Source organism: Streptomyces sp. NPDC008086 (genome assembly GCF_042957325.1).
Lineage (GTDB): Bacteria > Actinomycetota > Actinomycetes > Streptomycetales > Streptomycetaceae > Streptomyces.
On record NZ_JBIBIA010000001.1, the window covers coordinates 1,221,797 to 1,237,494 of the forward strand.

General features: G+C 69.7%; 11 protein-coding genes. 3 read left to right on the forward strand and 8 right to left on the reverse strand.

The features are described 5' to 3' along the window. Positions 1-3: 3 nt before the first annotated feature. The gene (locus ACFZBP_RS05220) at positions 4-2,859 is read right to left on the reverse strand and encodes an AAA family ATPase (RefSeq protein ID WP_391410079.1); all 2,856 of its coding nucleotides are present in this window, start codon (positions 2,857-2,859) and stop codon (positions 4-6) included. 157 nt (positions 2,860-3,016) lie between these two features. Here ACFZBP_RS05220 and ACFZBP_RS05225 point away from each other — a divergent pair, with 157 nt between their 5' ends. After that, positions 3,017-4,534, forward strand: coding sequence for a 4-hydroxyphenylacetate 3-hydroxylase N-terminal domain-containing protein (locus tag ACFZBP_RS05225; RefSeq protein ID WP_391410081.1), 1,518 nt, complete (start codon positions 3,017-3,019; stop codon positions 4,532-4,534). Between the two features lie 78 nt (positions 4,535-4,612). On the opposite strand, the gene ACFZBP_RS05230 is transcribed toward ACFZBP_RS05225, so the two are convergent. From ACFZBP_RS05230 to ACFZBP_RS05250, 5 genes are all read right to left on the reverse strand, one after another. Then, positions 4,613-6,817, reverse strand: coding sequence for a LuxR C-terminal-related transcriptional regulator (locus tag ACFZBP_RS05230; protein ID WP_391410083.1), 2,205 nt, complete (start codon positions 6,815-6,817; stop codon positions 4,613-4,615). Between the two features lie 68 nt (positions 6,818-6,885). Beyond that, positions 6,886-7,332 (reverse strand): flavin reductase, encoded by a 447-nt coding sequence (locus tag ACFZBP_RS05235; RefSeq protein ID WP_391410085.1) that lies wholly within the window; start codon positions 7,330-7,332, stop codon positions 6,886-6,888. 170 nt (positions 7,333-7,502) lie between these two features. Next, positions 7,503-10,433: a BTAD domain-containing putative transcriptional regulator gene (locus tag ACFZBP_RS05240; RefSeq protein ID WP_391410373.1), complete on the reverse strand. Its 2,931-nt coding sequence runs from the start codon at positions 10,431-10,433 to the stop codon at positions 7,503-7,505. A gap of 138 nt (positions 10,434-10,571) precedes the next feature. Beyond that, positions 10,572-11,444: a dioxygenase gene (locus ACFZBP_RS05245; RefSeq protein WP_391410087.1), complete on the reverse strand. Its 873-nt coding sequence runs from the start codon at positions 11,442-11,444 to the stop codon at positions 10,572-10,574. 83 nt (positions 11,445-11,527) lie between these two features. Beyond that, positions 11,528-12,583, reverse strand: a complete 1,056-nt coding sequence (locus ACFZBP_RS05250; protein WP_391410089.1) for an iron-containing alcohol dehydrogenase — start codon at positions 12,581-12,583, stop codon at positions 11,528-11,530. 333 nt (positions 12,584-12,916) lie between these two features. Here ACFZBP_RS05250 and ACFZBP_RS05255 point away from each other — a divergent pair, with 333 nt between their 5' ends. Both ACFZBP_RS05255 and ACFZBP_RS05260 read left to right on the forward strand, forming a co-directional pair. Continuing rightward, positions 12,917-13,711, forward strand: coding sequence for a 3-oxoacid CoA-transferase subunit A (locus tag ACFZBP_RS05255; protein WP_391410091.1), 795 nt, complete (start codon positions 12,917-12,919; stop codon positions 13,709-13,711). Beyond that, the gene (locus tag ACFZBP_RS05260; RefSeq protein ID WP_391410093.1) at positions 13,711-14,355 is read left to right on the forward strand and encodes a 3-oxoacid CoA-transferase subunit B; all 645 of its coding nucleotides are present in this window, start codon (positions 13,711-13,713) and stop codon (positions 14,353-14,355) included. The genes ACFZBP_RS05255 and ACFZBP_RS05260 overlap by 1 nt, the downstream gene beginning before the upstream one ends. A 729-nt stretch (positions 14,356-15,084) precedes the next feature. Here the strand turns inward: ACFZBP_RS05260 and ACFZBP_RS05265 are convergent. Both ACFZBP_RS05265 and ACFZBP_RS05270 read right to left on the reverse strand, forming a co-directional pair. Next, positions 15,085-15,336 (reverse strand): DUF2399 domain-containing protein, encoded by a 252-nt coding sequence (locus ACFZBP_RS05265; RefSeq protein WP_391410095.1) that lies wholly within the window; start codon positions 15,334-15,336, stop codon positions 15,085-15,087. Further along, complete coding sequence (locus ACFZBP_RS05270) at positions 15,240-15,653, reverse strand: TIGR02679 domain-containing protein (protein ID WP_391410375.1); 414 nt, start codon at positions 15,651-15,653, stop codon at positions 15,240-15,242. Before ACFZBP_RS05270 ends, ACFZBP_RS05265 begins: the two co-directional genes overlap by 97 nt. Positions 15,654-15,698: the final 45 nt, after the last annotated feature.

Below are 15,698 nucleotides of genomic sequence, written 5' to 3' on the forward strand. Positions count from 1 at the left end.
GGCTCATGAGGGCACAGCTCGGTCGGCCCCGTCGCCGACACCACCCTGTTCGATCGCCAACCGGGTCAGTTCGACACGCGTGTTGATGCCCAGCTTGGTGAAGATGTGCTTCATGTGCGTGTTCACGGTGTGCACCGACACATAGAGGCGATCGGCGATGGCCCGGTTGGTGAGGCCCTCGACGACGAGCGGGATCAGCTTCCGCTCGGATTCGGTCAGGCTCCCCCACTCCGGGAAACCGGTCCTGCATTGTCGTACGGCGCTGGTCCGCACACCGAGCTGCCGCAGGCGCCGCCTGATCCGTGCGTGATCGCGCAGGGCTCCCGAGGCCGATGTCAGCTGACCCGCCTCTTCGAGGTACCGGATCGCCGGCGCCGCATCGGCCGATGTGGCCATGAGCTCCCCGAGGTCCTCGGAGGCCGCGGCCAGAGCCAGCGGTCTGCCGGCGCTCCGGTAACCGTTGATGGCGGATGCCAGGGCACGAGGGTCGCCGTGGAGCAGACCGTCCACGTGGGCGCGGACTGTCACGATGATCTGCTGGCTGTCGTCCTGTGCGGTGAGGTTGTGCAGTGCACCGGACACGGCCTGGGCAACCGACGGATCCTCGCCGCGCAGAGCCATGCGCACGATCTCGGGCCAGAGGGAGGGCGGCACGGCAAGCAGCCGTGCCGGTTCGCGGTCCTCGAAGCTGCCCGTGAGTGCCGCTGCCGCTGTGGCATCCCGGCCCTCCGCGCCCGCCAGGCAGGCACGGGCGAGCGACACCCACAGACCGTACCGGTGAGTGGTCGCGCCCAAAGCGGCTTCGGCGGTGCCGAGATGCTCCCTGGCTCTGGCGAGGTCACCGCGTCTGATCTCCACCCATGCCAGCAGGGAGCGGGCCTGCGGGTGCAGTCGAGCGATTTCGAGTTCGTCCGCCACCGCCAGGCAGGCCTCGGCCTCCACGGCCGCGTCATCCAGCGCACCTTGTTCGAGGAGTGCACAGGCACGGGCGGCGTGCCAGTGGGGAAGTGACCAGCCGAGACCCTGCTCCTCCGCTACGCGCTGCCCCTCCCGCAGAATCCGCCCGGTGTCCGCGAGTCGGTCGGTGAAGGTCAGAACCGTGGCCAGCCAGAGCGCCGGAATCCGCGGGGGCCGCAGGCAGAGCGCGGCGGACTCCGTGCCAGCCCCTCCGGTGGCCTCCTCGGCAAGCTCGATGGCGCGGGCCAGACGCCCGCGGTAGAAGGACGTCTGCGACCGGAACACCTTGGCGCTGGCGACCAGTGCCGGATCCTTGCTGCGGTAGGCGGCCTCGACCAGCCCGGTGTCGGTCTGTTCGGCAGCGGTGATGTCCCCGAGGTACACGTGGCCCGTCGCCTTGGTCTTCAGCAGCCGGGTGCGCACGTCGGGCGGCAGCGCGGGCAGGTCCAAGGCCTGCTGGAGGTGTGTCATCGCGGCGTCGTCGTCGCCCGCTGCCTGGTGGATCTCGGCGGCCACCAGGCGCAGGCACGCTTCCTGCAACGGCTCAAGGTCGTCGGACAGGGTGGCATCGACGAGGTCGAGCGCCTCGTGAACGCGGCGGGTCCGGCCGAGGTACTCGGCGGCGTCGGTCAGCAGGGTGACGCGACGCCGGTCGTGCGGGGGCAGCAGCCCGGCGATCCGCTGGGCGAAGTCCGCAGCCGCGTCGGGGGCCGTCGACGACACATCCCGTACGGCGGTGTGCAGCGTGGTCAGCGCGTCGTTGTCGAGCGGGCCGCCCGACATGACCATGTGCCAGGCAACCGTCGCCGATCGTGTCCCGGTGTCGCGCAGACAGTCGGCCGCCTCCCGATGCAGAGCGGTCCGTACGGCCAGGGGCAGGTTCTCGTGAACGGCCTGCCGGATGAGGTCGTGGCGGAAGGCGAGTCGCGGGCCGTCGGCGAAGAGCAGACCGGCGTTCAGGGCGGCCTCGACGCCCGACAGCAGGCTGCCGGCCTGCCTGCCCAGCATGCGGGCGGCCGTGCCGAGATCGAATTCGCGGCCGAGGACGGACCCCACCTGGAGCAGGCGCACGGCATCCTCCGGAAGCCGGTCCAGACGCGCGGCGAGACTCAGCCGGAAGCCGGCGGGGATGCCCTGGTGCGGGACGCCGCCGTCTTCTTCGGCGGCGTCCGTGTCGGCACAGGCGCGCACCAGTTCAATCGCCAGGAACGGATTGCCCGCGACTCCTCGCAGCAGCCCGGCCAGACCGGGTGACGGGCCGGCCCCGAGCACATCGGCCGCGATGTGCCGCAGCTCGTGCTGCGACAGGGGGCTGAGGGTCAGCCATCGGGCTCCGAGGCGTTCGAGGTCCTCCCGCATCCTGGCCACGGTCGGCCGCTCGGTCTCCGACCGGACCGCCAGCACCCACAGGATCCGCGAGGCGGCCAGTCGTGCGGGCAGGGTACGGAGCATGTAGAGCGTGGCCGGATCCGCCCACTGCGCGTCGTCCACGAGCACGGCCACCGGGGCGCGCTGGGCCCGTTCCTCCAGAGCGTCCGCGGTGTCGTCCAGCAGCCGGAGCCGCTGGTCGTCCGTGGCCGCTGCGGCTCGGCGGGAGCCGAGGGACCGCACGGCGGACTGCAGGGCGGCTCCTGCCGCGTACTGGTCGAGTTCGTCGGCCCGTACGGACACCACATCGAAGCCGGCCCGCCGCGCCAGCTCGTCCAGCTCCGCGAGCAGCCGGCTCTTGCCGACACCGGGCGTGCCTTCCACGACGACGCAGGCGCCCCGTCCCCCACGCACCACCTTCAGGGCCTCACGGACAGTCGCCATCTCGCGGTCCCGTCCCCTGAGGCGCAGCCTGTTCATGGCCTGCTTCCCGCGCCCATGGATCTGCTCGTCGGCGGGATCTGTGCTGCGCATGAGGCAAGCATGCCGGAGGGCCGCGATCGCCCTCAACGCCGGAACTCCGGTGATCGACGCTTTCACCCGGGTGATTGTCGGTTCGGCGCCGGTCTCTCACCCCGCCGCCGCGCATGCTCCGATCGTCCAGATCTCTTGCCCCGGAGAGGAGCATCACGTGCGTACAGGCAAGGAATACCTCGCGGCGCTGAACGACGGCCGCACGGTGTGGGTGGGCGACGAGCTCGTCGACAACGTGGCCACGCACCGCGCGACCCGGGCGTATGCCCGCAGGCTCGCGGACTTCTACGACCTGCACCACCGCCCTGACCTCCAGGACGTCATGACGTTCGTGGACGAAGAGGGCGTCAGGCGGTCGATGACGTGGTTCCAGCACCGCACCAAGGAGGACCTGCAGCGTAAGCGGCGCTACATGGAGACGGTGCTGCGGGAAATGGGCGGCGGGGCGACCCCGCGCACCCCGGACGTCAACAACTACGTGCTGCTCACGTACGTCGACGACCCCGAGCCCTGGAGCAGCCAGTCCGTCGGCACCGACGGGAGGGACCTCACTGAGGGAATCATCGACTTCTGGAAGGTGGTGCGGGAGGGCGACCTCAACACGACGCCGGCGTTCGTCGACCCGCAGACGGACCGCTCGCGCGAGTCCGCACAGGCCGAGTCCCCCGCCCTGCAGGTGGTCGGCACCTCGGACGAGGGCATCACCGTGCGGGGCGTGAAGGCCATCGGCACCGGCGCGGCCTTCGGGGACTGGATCCACATCGGCGTCTTCTACCGCCCCGGCATCCTGCCGGAACAGGTCATCTTCGCCGCCGTACCGCCCAGCACGCCCGGTGTCACCATCATCTGCAGGGAGAGCAACGTCCGGGACGGCGAGGACGTGGAGCACCCGCTCGCCTCCCAGGGGGACGAGCTGGACAGCGTCATCGTTTTCGAGGACGTGTTCATCCCGTGGAACCGGGTGTTCCATATCGGTAACCCCCAGCATGCGTCGCTGTACCCGCAGCGCGTCTTCGACTGGCTGCACTACCAGGCCCTGGTCCGGCAGATGGTGCGCGCCGAGCTGATGCTCGGTCTGGTCCTGCTGATCACCGAGCACATCGGCACCTATCCACTGCCGCCGGTCCAGACCCGGATCGCCCGGTTCGCCGGCTTCCACCAGACACTCAAGGCGCATGTGATCGCCTCGGAGGACGAAGGGTTCACCACGCCCGGCGGCCTCTACAAGCCGAACGTCCTGATGTTCGACTTCGGCCGGGCCTACTACCTGGAGAACGTCGCCGGCATGGTCAACGAGGTCGTCGACCTTGCGGGACGCGCCTCGCTCATCTTCCCGACCGAGGGGCAGTGGCAGCGGCCCGAACTGCGGCCCTGGCTGGAGGCGCTGCAGACCGGGCCGGTCGGAAGGCCGCACGACCGGCTGAAGATCAGTCGCGTGATCCGCGACCTGTTCCTGTCCGACTGGGGCGACCGCATCAGCACCTTCGAGAACTTCAACGGCACGCCCCTGCTGGCCATCCGCACCCTCACGATGAAGCGCGCGGAACTGTCCCCGAGCGGCCCCACCGCGGACCTCGCGCGCAAGGTCTGCGGCATCGAGAGCACGGGCGACGAGCGGAAGACGACCGCGTACACGGCTCAGGCCGGGTACGCCCGACGCCAGGACGCCTCATAGCAGGGTGGAAGAGCCTCCCGTGGCTGAACACCGGCCGGGCGCCCGGCCGGTGTTCAGCCACGGGTGCCGGGGCCCGGGTCAGAGGACCCCACACTCCCGGGCTCTTGCGACCGCTCCACTCCTGTCGTGCGCGTCGAGTTTGCGGAAGATCGCCCGTACCTGCGTCTTGACGGTGTTGTGGGACACATAGAGCTCGGCGGCGATCTCACGCAGCGTCAGTGGTCCGCACAGCGCGCGAAGCACTCGGCGCTCCCCCATGGACAGATCCTGCGGACCACGCACGACCGGGGTCACGGCCGTGTCCTCGCCGACTCGCCCGAGCAGATCCGCCAGTACCCCCGGTGACTCGCACCGTTCCGCCGCCCGCTCGGCTGCCTCACGGGCCTCCCGCGCCGCGTCCGCGTTGTGCCGCGCGCTTTCGAGTCGTGCCCGCGTGAAGTGGCACATGGCGCGCAGGTGGGGTTCGGTTCCGGTCCGCAGCGAGCCCGCCAGCACCGATTCGGCATCGGCCAGAGCCCGTTCGGCCTCCTCGACCCGTCCCTCCTCCAGGAGCGGTCCGGCCCGGCCTATGTACGCGGACACGACGACGAAGTGCCCGCCCAGGTCGGCCGTCGCGGCCGTATCAAGGGCCTCGTCGCTCAGAGTTCGCGCCTGTTCGTGCCGCCCGGCCAGCAACGCGCACACCGCCCGCAGGCCCAGCGCGCGGACGAGCGCCAGACTGTGCCCGACCGCATGTGCGTCACGGGTCGCCTCGCCCAGCAGCATTTCCGCCTCCTCGAATCGGCCGGTCCACAGCAGAGCGACACCGCGGGCCGTACAGGCCAGGGCATGCCAGGAAGTCAGCGGCATGGTGCCGGCGACGGCGGATTCGCCGAGACGGCCGGCGGTGAGTACCTCCCCCTTCAGACAGCAGGCCACGGCCTGGGCGACGATCGACGCCTCGGACACGGTGCCCTCTTCGCCGACCGTCTCCGATCCCGTCCGCCTGAGCTGGGCCACATCCAGCCAGCGCCACGCTGTCTCCGGCGCCCCCTCCGCGAGAGACGCCATGGCCGCCACGACACACAGCCCCGCGTCGGCGGCGACCGTGCGGGGCGGCAAGAGGTCCAGCCACCGTGCGACCTCCGCGCCACGGCCGGCCGAGATCGCCTTCTCCCAGTCGTCGAGGACCGAGGCGACCGCGGCGGACTCGTCACGGCCCAGGCCCCAGTGCCGTACGGCCTCGGTCGTCTGCCCCTGGCGGGAGTACCACTGAGCGGCCGACCGGTGCAGGGACGCGAGAGTGTCCGGCCCTTCGGACTTCAGGAGGTCGGACAACAGCAGAGACAGTGCGCGGTGATGCCGGTACGCCGACGGGTCGGAGGCAGGCACGAGCAGTTGTACGGTCCGCGCGAGCTCGCGCAGCAGTGCGCCCGCCCGGTCTCCGGCGAGGGCCTGGCACGGCCCGGCACTCAGCTCGTCGAGGACGCTGGTACGCAGCAGGAACTCGCGTTGCTCGGTGGTGAGCCGGTGGAGCACCTCGGTGGCCAGATACTCGGTGACCGCTTGCCGGCCCCGGGCCAAGTTCCCTTCCCTGTCTGCCTCGTTCGCCGAGCGGGCGAGGATACGCCCCATGAGGCACAGCCCCGCCGCCCATCCCTCGGTGACCTCGTACAGCGCGCTCGACGTGTCCGCGGTCGGGGAGGAGCCGAGCAGATCGGTGAGAACCGCCCATGCTTCATCAGGGGTGAAGGCCAGGTCGTGCTGGTCGAGTTCGGCGACCAGCCCCCGGGCGCGCAGGGCCGGAAGGGGCCGTCCGGGTACGTGCCTGGTCGACAGGACGATGCGGAAGCCCGGGGGAAGCCTGGTCAGGAAGTCGGCCAGGCTGCGGACCGCTTCGGCGTCCGTGACGGATTCCAGTCCGTCGAGGATCAGCGTGAGCGGTCCCTGTGCACCCACTCCGGTCACCAGGCTCGGAAGGATCTTCTCCAGCCATCCGTCGAGCGTCCACCCAGCGCTGTCGAGGCGGGCGGGCAGTTCCGGTCGTACCCGGTGCAGCGCCTGCAGGATTCCGGTCCAGAGGCGGCCCGCGGTGTTGTCGTGCGCGTCCAGGCTGAGCCAGGCGCGCTCTCCGCGAGCCGCCAGGCCACGCGACCACTCGGTCAGGAGCACAGTCTTCCCGGCACCGGGCGGCGCGGAGACCACCACCACGGGCTCGGTCGCCGCGTCGAGCCGACGCAGCAGCCGCGGGCGGGTCAGGAGATGCGGGGGCTGGGCCGGAGGATGAAGTTTGAAGGTCGGCACGATGGTGGTCGTGGGGACTTCCGTCCGACAGGAACAGGTGGTGTGGTGAGAGTCCGGCACAGCACCTCCTAGTGCGGAGCGTCGAGCGCGCCGAACCCTCCCGCGAAGTACAGCAAGGGCCGGCCGTCCACCCTGTGCTCGCAATGGCGGACATCACCCACGAAAATCGTGTGATCGCCGCCGGGGAGCGCCTCGGCGACATCGCAGACGACAGCCGCTATGGCGTCCTTCAGCACCGGCACACCATGCTCGTCGAGGGTCTCGATTCCCGCGAACTTATCCCGTTTGGATACGGCGAAGTTCCGTGCCAAAGGCTCGCTGTGCTCGCCGAGGACGTTGACGGCGAAACGCCCGTGCTCCGCGATCGCGGTCCGCGTGTACAGGTGGTTGCCGATGCATACGAGCAGCTGGAGCGGGTCCAGGGACAGCGCGGACACGGCGCTCGCGGTCATTCCGATGGGACTGTTCCCGGAGCAGGTGGTGATCACGCTGACACCTGTGGCGAGCCGGCTCATGGTGGCTCGGAAATCGAACGTCGTGTCAGGGATTTCAATCATCGAAGGACCTCCGTGACAGTGGGGCTGGACCCCGTCGGCTGTCATGAAGCGTGCAACGGCGCCTGTTAATACCTGAGAAATCGCTGCTTCTCCTGAACGCGACCGGTCGTCCACACTGCCGACCCGTCTCACCGGCGCAGTCGGTCGACCAGGCGTCTGAGGTCCATGGACGGTGGAACTCCGAGCTCCTTCATGACGCGCAGATAGCCTCGGTACAGGTCGAGCAGTTCATCGTCCGAGCCGGCCGCCTCAGCGGCGTACAGGGCAAGCCGCCAGGCCTTCTCCCGGTAGGGGTCCCGGTCCAGCACGGCACGCGCGAGCCGACGGGCCTCCCCGACCCGGCCGAGGCGCAGCGCCATGGTCGCCGCGTCCACACGGGCCTGCAGGAGTGCGGCCTCCAGTTCGGCGCGCCTGGTGTCGAGCCAGTCCGTCGAGAGGGAGTCGAAGTAGGAACCACGTTCGGCGATGGCCAGGGCGCGCTGGAGTGTGTTCCACCGGTGCTCGCCGTCCTGCCGTGCGGCTTCCGCCAGCAGTCGCTGGACGGTCCCCGAGGCGCTCACCACCGCGGACGCCGGTGTCAGCCGGTACACGTCGTCCTCCTGAAGGAGCGACAGTCCCTCGGGCAGCACCTCGCGGAGCCGGTAGACGGCCTGCCGAAGGTAGCTGCGCGCCGTGGCGTCGCTCTTCCCTGGGAACAGCGCCTGCAAGAGCGCATTGCGCCTGGCACTCGCCGCGGGCCGGGACAGCAGGTAGGCGAGCAGCTCGACGCTCTTGGCCAGCCGCGGGTGAACCTCCCTCCCGTCGGCGACCAGCCGCACCGGACCGATGTCCTCAAGGGTCAGTCGGGGTACGGCGCACCCGGCCACCGGTCTCGCGGCCGAGAGCGCGGACACAAGCTCGTGCCAGCGTGAGGAGTGCGTGGGCTCCGCGTCGGCCTGACGCACGGCGACGGAAGGCACGTCCTCCAGAGCCTGCAACAGCAGATTGCGGGGGCCCTGGGCCGTCGCGACCTCCAGCGCCAGGTCGGCAGCGGCATCCGCACCGTCCTCGTCGCCGGTGCGCCACAATGCCTCGCTCAAGTAGACGGCCGCCGTGGGAAGTTCAAGACGCCTGCCGCTCGTGAACATGGCGCATACCGCGGCGGTGAGGTGGGGTACGGCCTCGTGGTCATGACCGGCCAGCAGCAGCTCCAGGCCACGCCAGACGCGGGCCAGTTCCGCGGTGAACGCGTAGCGCGCACACCCTCTGCGCTCCGCCTCGGCGAGGGCCCGGCCCGACCGCGGCACGTCGCGATCCAGGCGCAGGGCCAGTTTTGCCTCAAGGAGCAGGCTGAGGATCTCGTACACGTGGGAGCCGGTCGATGCGATCCGCTCCCGCCCTGCCAGCAGCGAGGCCCACGCCTCGTCCCGGCGTCCGAGATCCGCCATCAGCTCCGGGGCCTCGATCGCGGCCAGCCAGACGGGCCGCGGTCCGTCTCCCACCGCCGCGTACGCCTCCTCCGCCTGGGAGATACGTCCCTCGGCGCGCAGGGCGGCGATCGCCCATGGCGTTCCGGCCACGCTCCGCCAGGCGCCGGACGAGCCGTCCCGCAGTCCCCGCAGCTGCCCAGCCCTGTAGGAGATGCGCATCACCATGGCCTCGAGGGGTCCCACGACATGGTCGAGAAGGTCCGGGGCGAGCTGGGGCGGGCTGTTGTCCGCCAGGGCCAGCAAGGCCTCCGCGATGTCGCGCGGGCGCCCTGGAGGCATGACACGCAAAATCTCTCGGGCCCCCTCGATTCTCCCTGCATGCCAGAAGCACCACACCAGCAGGACCAGGTCCTCCGCACCGCCCGGCCGTTCGGCGAGGCGGCTCCACCACGCACGCCCATGGTGGTCGGCCAACTGCACGCCCCGCCAGCACTGTTCGAGCCCGAAGGCGACGCGGAGCCCAGCTGCGGCCAGGCTCGGTGTGAGCGTGCGGGACGCCGGGCGCATGCGGTCGAGCCAGCTCTCGGCGGTCGCCAGGTCGAGTCGGCCCAGTACCTCGGGCAGGGCGCGCTCCGCGGCGTCTCGGGCCGAATCGGTGTCGCCGCTCATGAGCAACTCGGCCACGGCGTCCTCGTGGCGCCCCTTGTCCTGGAGCAACGAGGCGTACGCCCCACGCAATGCTCGCAGAGTGTTCTCGTCCAAGCGTGCGAACTCGCGTTGGAGATGGTGACGGAACCGCGGCAGAGCGGCCATACGCCTGCCGTCGGGGGACCAGGTGAGCGGCAGCCGTCGGCCTCGGAGGGCGGCCATCGTCCGGTCCGGCGACGCCAGTCCGAGGGCATTCGCCTGCTCGGCCGTCACGCCGTCGTCCAGCAGGCTCGTGCGGACGAGCAGTTCCGCCTCCACGGGCGTGAGCTGGGCCAGCAGTTCGGCCGCAAGGATGTCGTGCTGTGCGACGGAGGCGGAGGTGTCGGCACCCCACCAGTCGTAGAGGACTCCACTGACCCAACCGCCCATCACCTCGACCAGTCGGCCCGGGTCGTCGCTTCGGCCGCTGACCCGCAGGGCTTCGGTCGCCTCAGCCATGTCGAAGGCCAGGTCCCCGTCCTCGAGGAAGGCGACGCGATGGACATCGCCGAGACCTCGCAGGCCTCGGGGCAGATCCGCTCGGGAGATCAGGACCAGCCGCGGCCCCTCCGGCAGACCGCCGACCAGTGCGGAGAGCAACTCCTCCGCACCGGCGACCGCACCGATCGTCTCCACACGGTCGAGCACCAGTACCAGTTCCGCGCCGACCAGCATCCCGGCGAGCAGGGTCCCGACCTCCGACGCCGAGAACCCTCGCGCCAGCGCCTCCGTCAACGCGGTCGCCACGTCCGGCACATGGGGCTCGACGGCCGCCTTGAGAAGGCGCGTCATCGTCGCCCAGCCGGCGCCGGAACGCCCGGCGCCGGGCTCCGTGCCGGCGGCCGCTCCCGCGAACGACACCCAGGCGACGGGGCCTGCCAGCTCCTGAGCGGCCTGGACGGCGGCGGTCGTCTTGCCCGACCCTGCCGAAGCCGCCATGACGAGCACCGGGTGCTGGTCCACCAACTGACGGATTCTGCCGACCAGCCTCGGTCGCGGTATGACATGGTCGGCCAACCGGGGCAGACCGCCATGCCTTTCACCAGGATCGCCGCTCCTCATCGATGACCGCCTCTCGACGGTGTGCGAGCAGCCGGGAGCTCAGTCCGCGGGGCGCGGTTCGAGGACGAAGGTGCGGCGTACCAGGGTGTACGGCTCGTCGGTCACCTCGCGGTGGGGCCCGGAGCCGGCCTCGTAGGTGTCAAAGGACTCGACCAGCGACTCCTTGACCCCGAACACCGGATCCGCGTCCAGGTACGGGTCGTCCGAAGGGAACAGCATGGTGGTCACACGCTGGAATTCCGGGGCCTCGATCAGCAGGTGCACATGGGCGGGACGCATGAGCGACCTGCTGGTCGCGCTCATGAGTTCGCCGACCGGGCCGTCACCGGGGATCGGGTAGCTGGACGGGCGGATGGACCGGAAACCGAACTGCCCCTTCTCGTCGGTCCGGAACAGTGCGCGCATGGCCGAGTCGTCTTCCAGCCCGGGCACATCCACGTCGTAGTGGCCGTCCGCGTCACTGTGCCAGACATCCACCGCGGCGTCGGCGAGTGGCGCTCCCTCACGGTTGACGACCCTGCCCTCGAAGAACAGCGGGGTGCCGGGCAGACCTCCGGAGATGTCGGCGGTGTGGGCGCGCTCCGGCCTGTCCTCCCTGAAGAAGGGGCCGAGGACGCTGTTCTGTGTGGCTTCGGCGGGGCGTCGATTGCTCAGGGCGTCGACCAGCATCGTGACGCCCAGCACGTCGGACAGCAGGATGAACTCCTGACGCGTCGGCGTGCACTTCTGCCCGGTACGCGTCAGGAAGTCGATTCCCCGGGCCCACTCCTGCTCCGTCAGTTCCACCTCACGGACGAAGGAGTGGACGTGCCGTACCAGTGATTCCAGGATCTCGGCGATGCGGGCGTCCTTGGTGTCCCGCATGGTCGAGATCACGGCTTCGGTGATGGTGTCACTGGTCAGATCACGCATGGTGTGCTCCTGTGTTGGTTGAGAGTTCGGGAATGGAGTCCGGGCTGGGGATGCTCGGTCGGATGTTTCCTGCCAGGCGACGCCTACGGCGCCTGTCCGGCCCAGGCGCGGGTCAGGAGGGCGCGAACGAGAGTCCGATCCACCGGCCGCGGATTCCAGTAGCCGTCCCGCACGATGAGTTCGGCCGCCTGCGCGATCCCCGACTCCGGCATGCCGAGATCCCGCAGCGCTCTGGGGGCGCCGAGTCGCCCGGCGAAGTCGAAGATCCCCCTGGCCGCGTCGTCCCCGGGCAGCGACCGCGCGATACGAGCCATGGCGTCGGGGGCCGCCGACGCGTTGTAGGCGACCACGTGGGGCAGGACCACCGCGTGGGTCTCGGCGTGCGGAAGCCCGAACGTGCCGCCCAGCACGTGGCACACCTTGTGATGCAGTGCCATGCCCACCATGCCGAGGCACGTGCCCGCCAGCCACGCCCCGTACAACGCTTCCGCCTGCGCCTCACCGTCGTCCGGCCACCGCGCGACGACCGGCAGGGATCGAGTGAGGGAATCGAGCGCCTCACCGGCCAGCAGGAAGGCGACCGGATCCTGGTCCTGCGCGTACAGGGCCTCCACGGCGTGTGCCATGGCATTGATGCCGCTGACCACCGCGGTCGCCGTGGGAAGCGTGACCGTCAGGTCGACGTCGTACACCACCGTCTTGAGCAGCGCTTCCGGAAGCCGCCGGGTCGTCTTCCTGCGGCCGTCGGTCTCTCCGAGGATCGGCGTCATCTCCGAGCCGGCATAAGTGGTGGGCAGCGCCAGCTGCGACAGCCCGGTCCGCACCGCGATCGCCTTGCCGAGGCCGATGGTCGACCCACCGCCGACGGCGAGCACGGAGTCCGCTTCCACGGCTCTGGCGTACGCCACCGCCTTCTCCGTGACCTCGACCGGCGTGTGCGCGGCCGCTTCGGCGAACGTCCCCACGGCTACGGCACCCAGCAGATCCCGTATCTCCGCTGCCTGGTCCGCTTGACCAGGTGTGCACAGAATGAGCAGCCGACGGCATCCGAGGGCATCGGCCTCTTCAGGGATACGGCTGCGCGTACCGCTGCCGAAGACCACCTTGGTGACCTGCCCCCGATGCACGAATGTCTTCATGAGATTTCCTCAAGGCCGCCGCTGTTTACCGAAGAAAGCGTCAAGGCCCGAATGATGCCCGTCAATGGAATCTGCGAGGAATGACATGAACAGGCGAGGAAATACCCCGTTCAAGCGACAGGTTTCACCGCCCTGACCTTGACATCTCGGCCTGTATCACTCATCTACGCGATGTCGAGCGGAGCCATGGCGTGCATCGTGGATACAGGTCTCGGCCAGGGGAGACGCGAATTGCGCCACCTACAGAAATACCTGAAGGCCGGACCGAACGCTTGACATTGCCTTACGAAAACAGGGCCGATGGGCCCATTCACGAGAGGCGAGGCAACAGGGATGGACAAAGTGGTCGCCACGCCTCTGGAGGCGGTGGCGGACGTGCCGGAAGGTGCGTCGTTGGCGGTGGGCGGGTTCGGTTTGAGTGGGGTGCCGAACGCTTTGATCCAGGCGCTGTTCGAGCGGGGCGTCGGCGGTCTGTCGGTCGTCTCGAACAACTGCGGGGCGTTGGAGTCCGGCCTGGCGGTCCTGCTGGCGGCGGGCCGGATCGGGCGAGTGACCGGCTCGTACATAGGGGCCAACAAGGAGTTCGCACGCCAGTATCTGGCCGGGGAACTGGAGGTGGAGATGATCCCGCAGGGCACGCTGGCCGAGCGGTTGCGGGCCGGCGGGGCAGGCATCCCGGCCTTCTACACCCCGGCAGGGGTGGGCACCCAGGTCGCCGAGGGCGGACTGCCCTGGCGGTATGACGGCTCGGGCGGGGTGGCACTGCCCTCGCCGGCCAAGGAGGTGCGGACGTTCGAAGGCGTCGCGCATGTGCTGGAGCGCGGGATCCGAACCGATTTCGCACTGGTACGTGCCGCGAAGGGGGACCGGCACGGCAATCTGGTGTTCCGCAAGTCGGCCCGCAACTTCAACCCCTTGGCCGCGATGGCGGGACGGGTGACCGTCGCGGAGGTGGAGGAGCTGGTGGAGCCGGGCCGGATCGATCCGGATGCGGTGCATGTGCCAGGGATCTTCGTGCAGCGGGTGGTGGCCCTCACCCCCGAACAGGCGGCGGACAAGGGGATCGAGCAGCGCACGGTGTCCGCGCCCATGCCCGTGCCCGCGGCGCGAGGGTCAGTGGGCGGCTGATGGCCTGGAGGCGTGAGGAGATGGCCGCCCGGGCGGCGCGGGAACTGCTCGACGGCCAGTACGTCAATCTCGGCATCGGGCTGCCCACACTGATCCCCAACTACCTGCCCGAGGGCGTGGAAGTGGTCCTGGAATCGGAGAACGGCATCCTGGGAACCGGCCCCTACCCCACCGAGGAGCACGTCGACCCGGACCTGATCAACGCGGGCAAGGAGACGGTGACGGTACTGCCGGGCGCCTCCTTCTTCGACTCGGCGCTGTCGTTCTCGATGATCCGCGGCGGCCACATCGACGTGGCGGTGCTGGGTGCGATGCAGGTCTCCGAACAGGGGGACCTGGCGAACTGGGCGATCCCCGGCAAGCTGATCACCGGGATCGGCGGGGCGATGGACCTGGTGCACGGCGCCAAGACGGTCATCGTCGTGATGACGCACACCGCCAAGGACGGCTCGCCGAAGATCGTCACCGAATGCGGGCTGCCGCTGACCGGGAAGCGTTGCGTGAACCGGATCATTACCGACCTCGGCATCCTCGACATCACTGACGAGGGCCTGGTCCTGGTCGAGTGTGCGCCCGGTGTCGACGTCGAGGAGATCATCGCGAGGACCGATGCCAAGGTGAGCGTCGCGGAGGGTGTGAAATGAAGAGCGTGTAACCGCCGCCGCCGTGCGCACGCCGATCCGCCGTGCGCACGGCGGCCGCGTCGGTACACCCCCGACGTCCCGGCGGCACACCCATCAGTGAACTCCTCGACACTGAGGCCAAGATGGGCTCCCGCGCAGCACGGACTTCCGATCCCGCCAGCGACCGGACCGACCGGCCAGGCCACCGGACCGACCGGCCAGGCCATGGGCCAGCTCCACGACAAGACGAACGGAACGCTCCGGATCTGTGGACTCCGGGAACTCCTGTCTGACGGTGACGGTATACGCGAAGCCGCCGACAGCGACGTCCACTCCGCCCTCGCGCGGGTGGAAGGACGACCCAGGCTTTTGCACCTCGTACCCTCGCCGGACCGCCTCAGCCTCCGGTCTCTGCAAGTCGTGAGGGAGCAAGAACCGGATCCCCGCCCCGCCTTCGGCCGTTGACTCCGTGCATTGGGATGCGGGCCATCCGCAAGGAACAGCTCCAGCCCCGGCCCACCGTACGGAACCTTCTCAATGCGTTTGCCCGCTGGTTCCAGGCCGTGCCGTTTCGCGACGGGAGGGGGCGTGCAGGCGCCTCTGGGGACTCTTCTGGGGCTTTTGGCCGGGCGTGAAGGCTTTCGAGCGACACACACTCCAGACGACGCGTCGTCGGCAAGATGTCGCATGACGAGGGGGGTGAGTCGTTACTCGTCTGATTCTGCGCCCGCCGCGCTTTCGAGATACGTCTCAGTGGGACCCCGTACCAAGGTCAGTGAGCAAGTCGTCCAGCACCGTTTCCTCCTCGACCCGGTCACCGCGCTCGGCGAGAGCGACGGCCAGGGCCGGGTCGCGGGGAGTTGCAGCGGGCTGGCCCGTCAAAGCCGGGCCTTCGGCCACTGCGTTCACTGCTGCTCGGTAGTCCGCCGCCGTGTAGCGCCACGGCCGGATGACAGGTCGTCCTTGGGCAAGCCCGCCGAAGCCCAAGCCTCCCGCCGCCACCGCGCACCGGAGCCGTCGGGGAAGCCGGTGAGACAACGGATGCCCGACAGGACGAGACTGGCGAGCGGCGTCCCCTCGTCCAGGGCATGGGCGCCCGAGAGGTTTTGTGCCGCGAACGTCGCCCGCGATGTCGGGGGTGACGCGGGCAGCGCGCGCAACGTGCGCACGGCAGCCTCCACCAGGATGCCCATGGCCTCCGGTGTACGGGCGAGGCGCCGTACGAGACCGTCACCTTGGATCCGGTCGGCCCAGCGGGTCAGCGGGGTTTGACGATGTTGTAGCAGTCGACGAGTCCGCCGGCGCCGGCGTGCCCGCAGACGTGCACCTTGGCATTGCCCTTGGGGCGTTCAGCAGCCCCATGT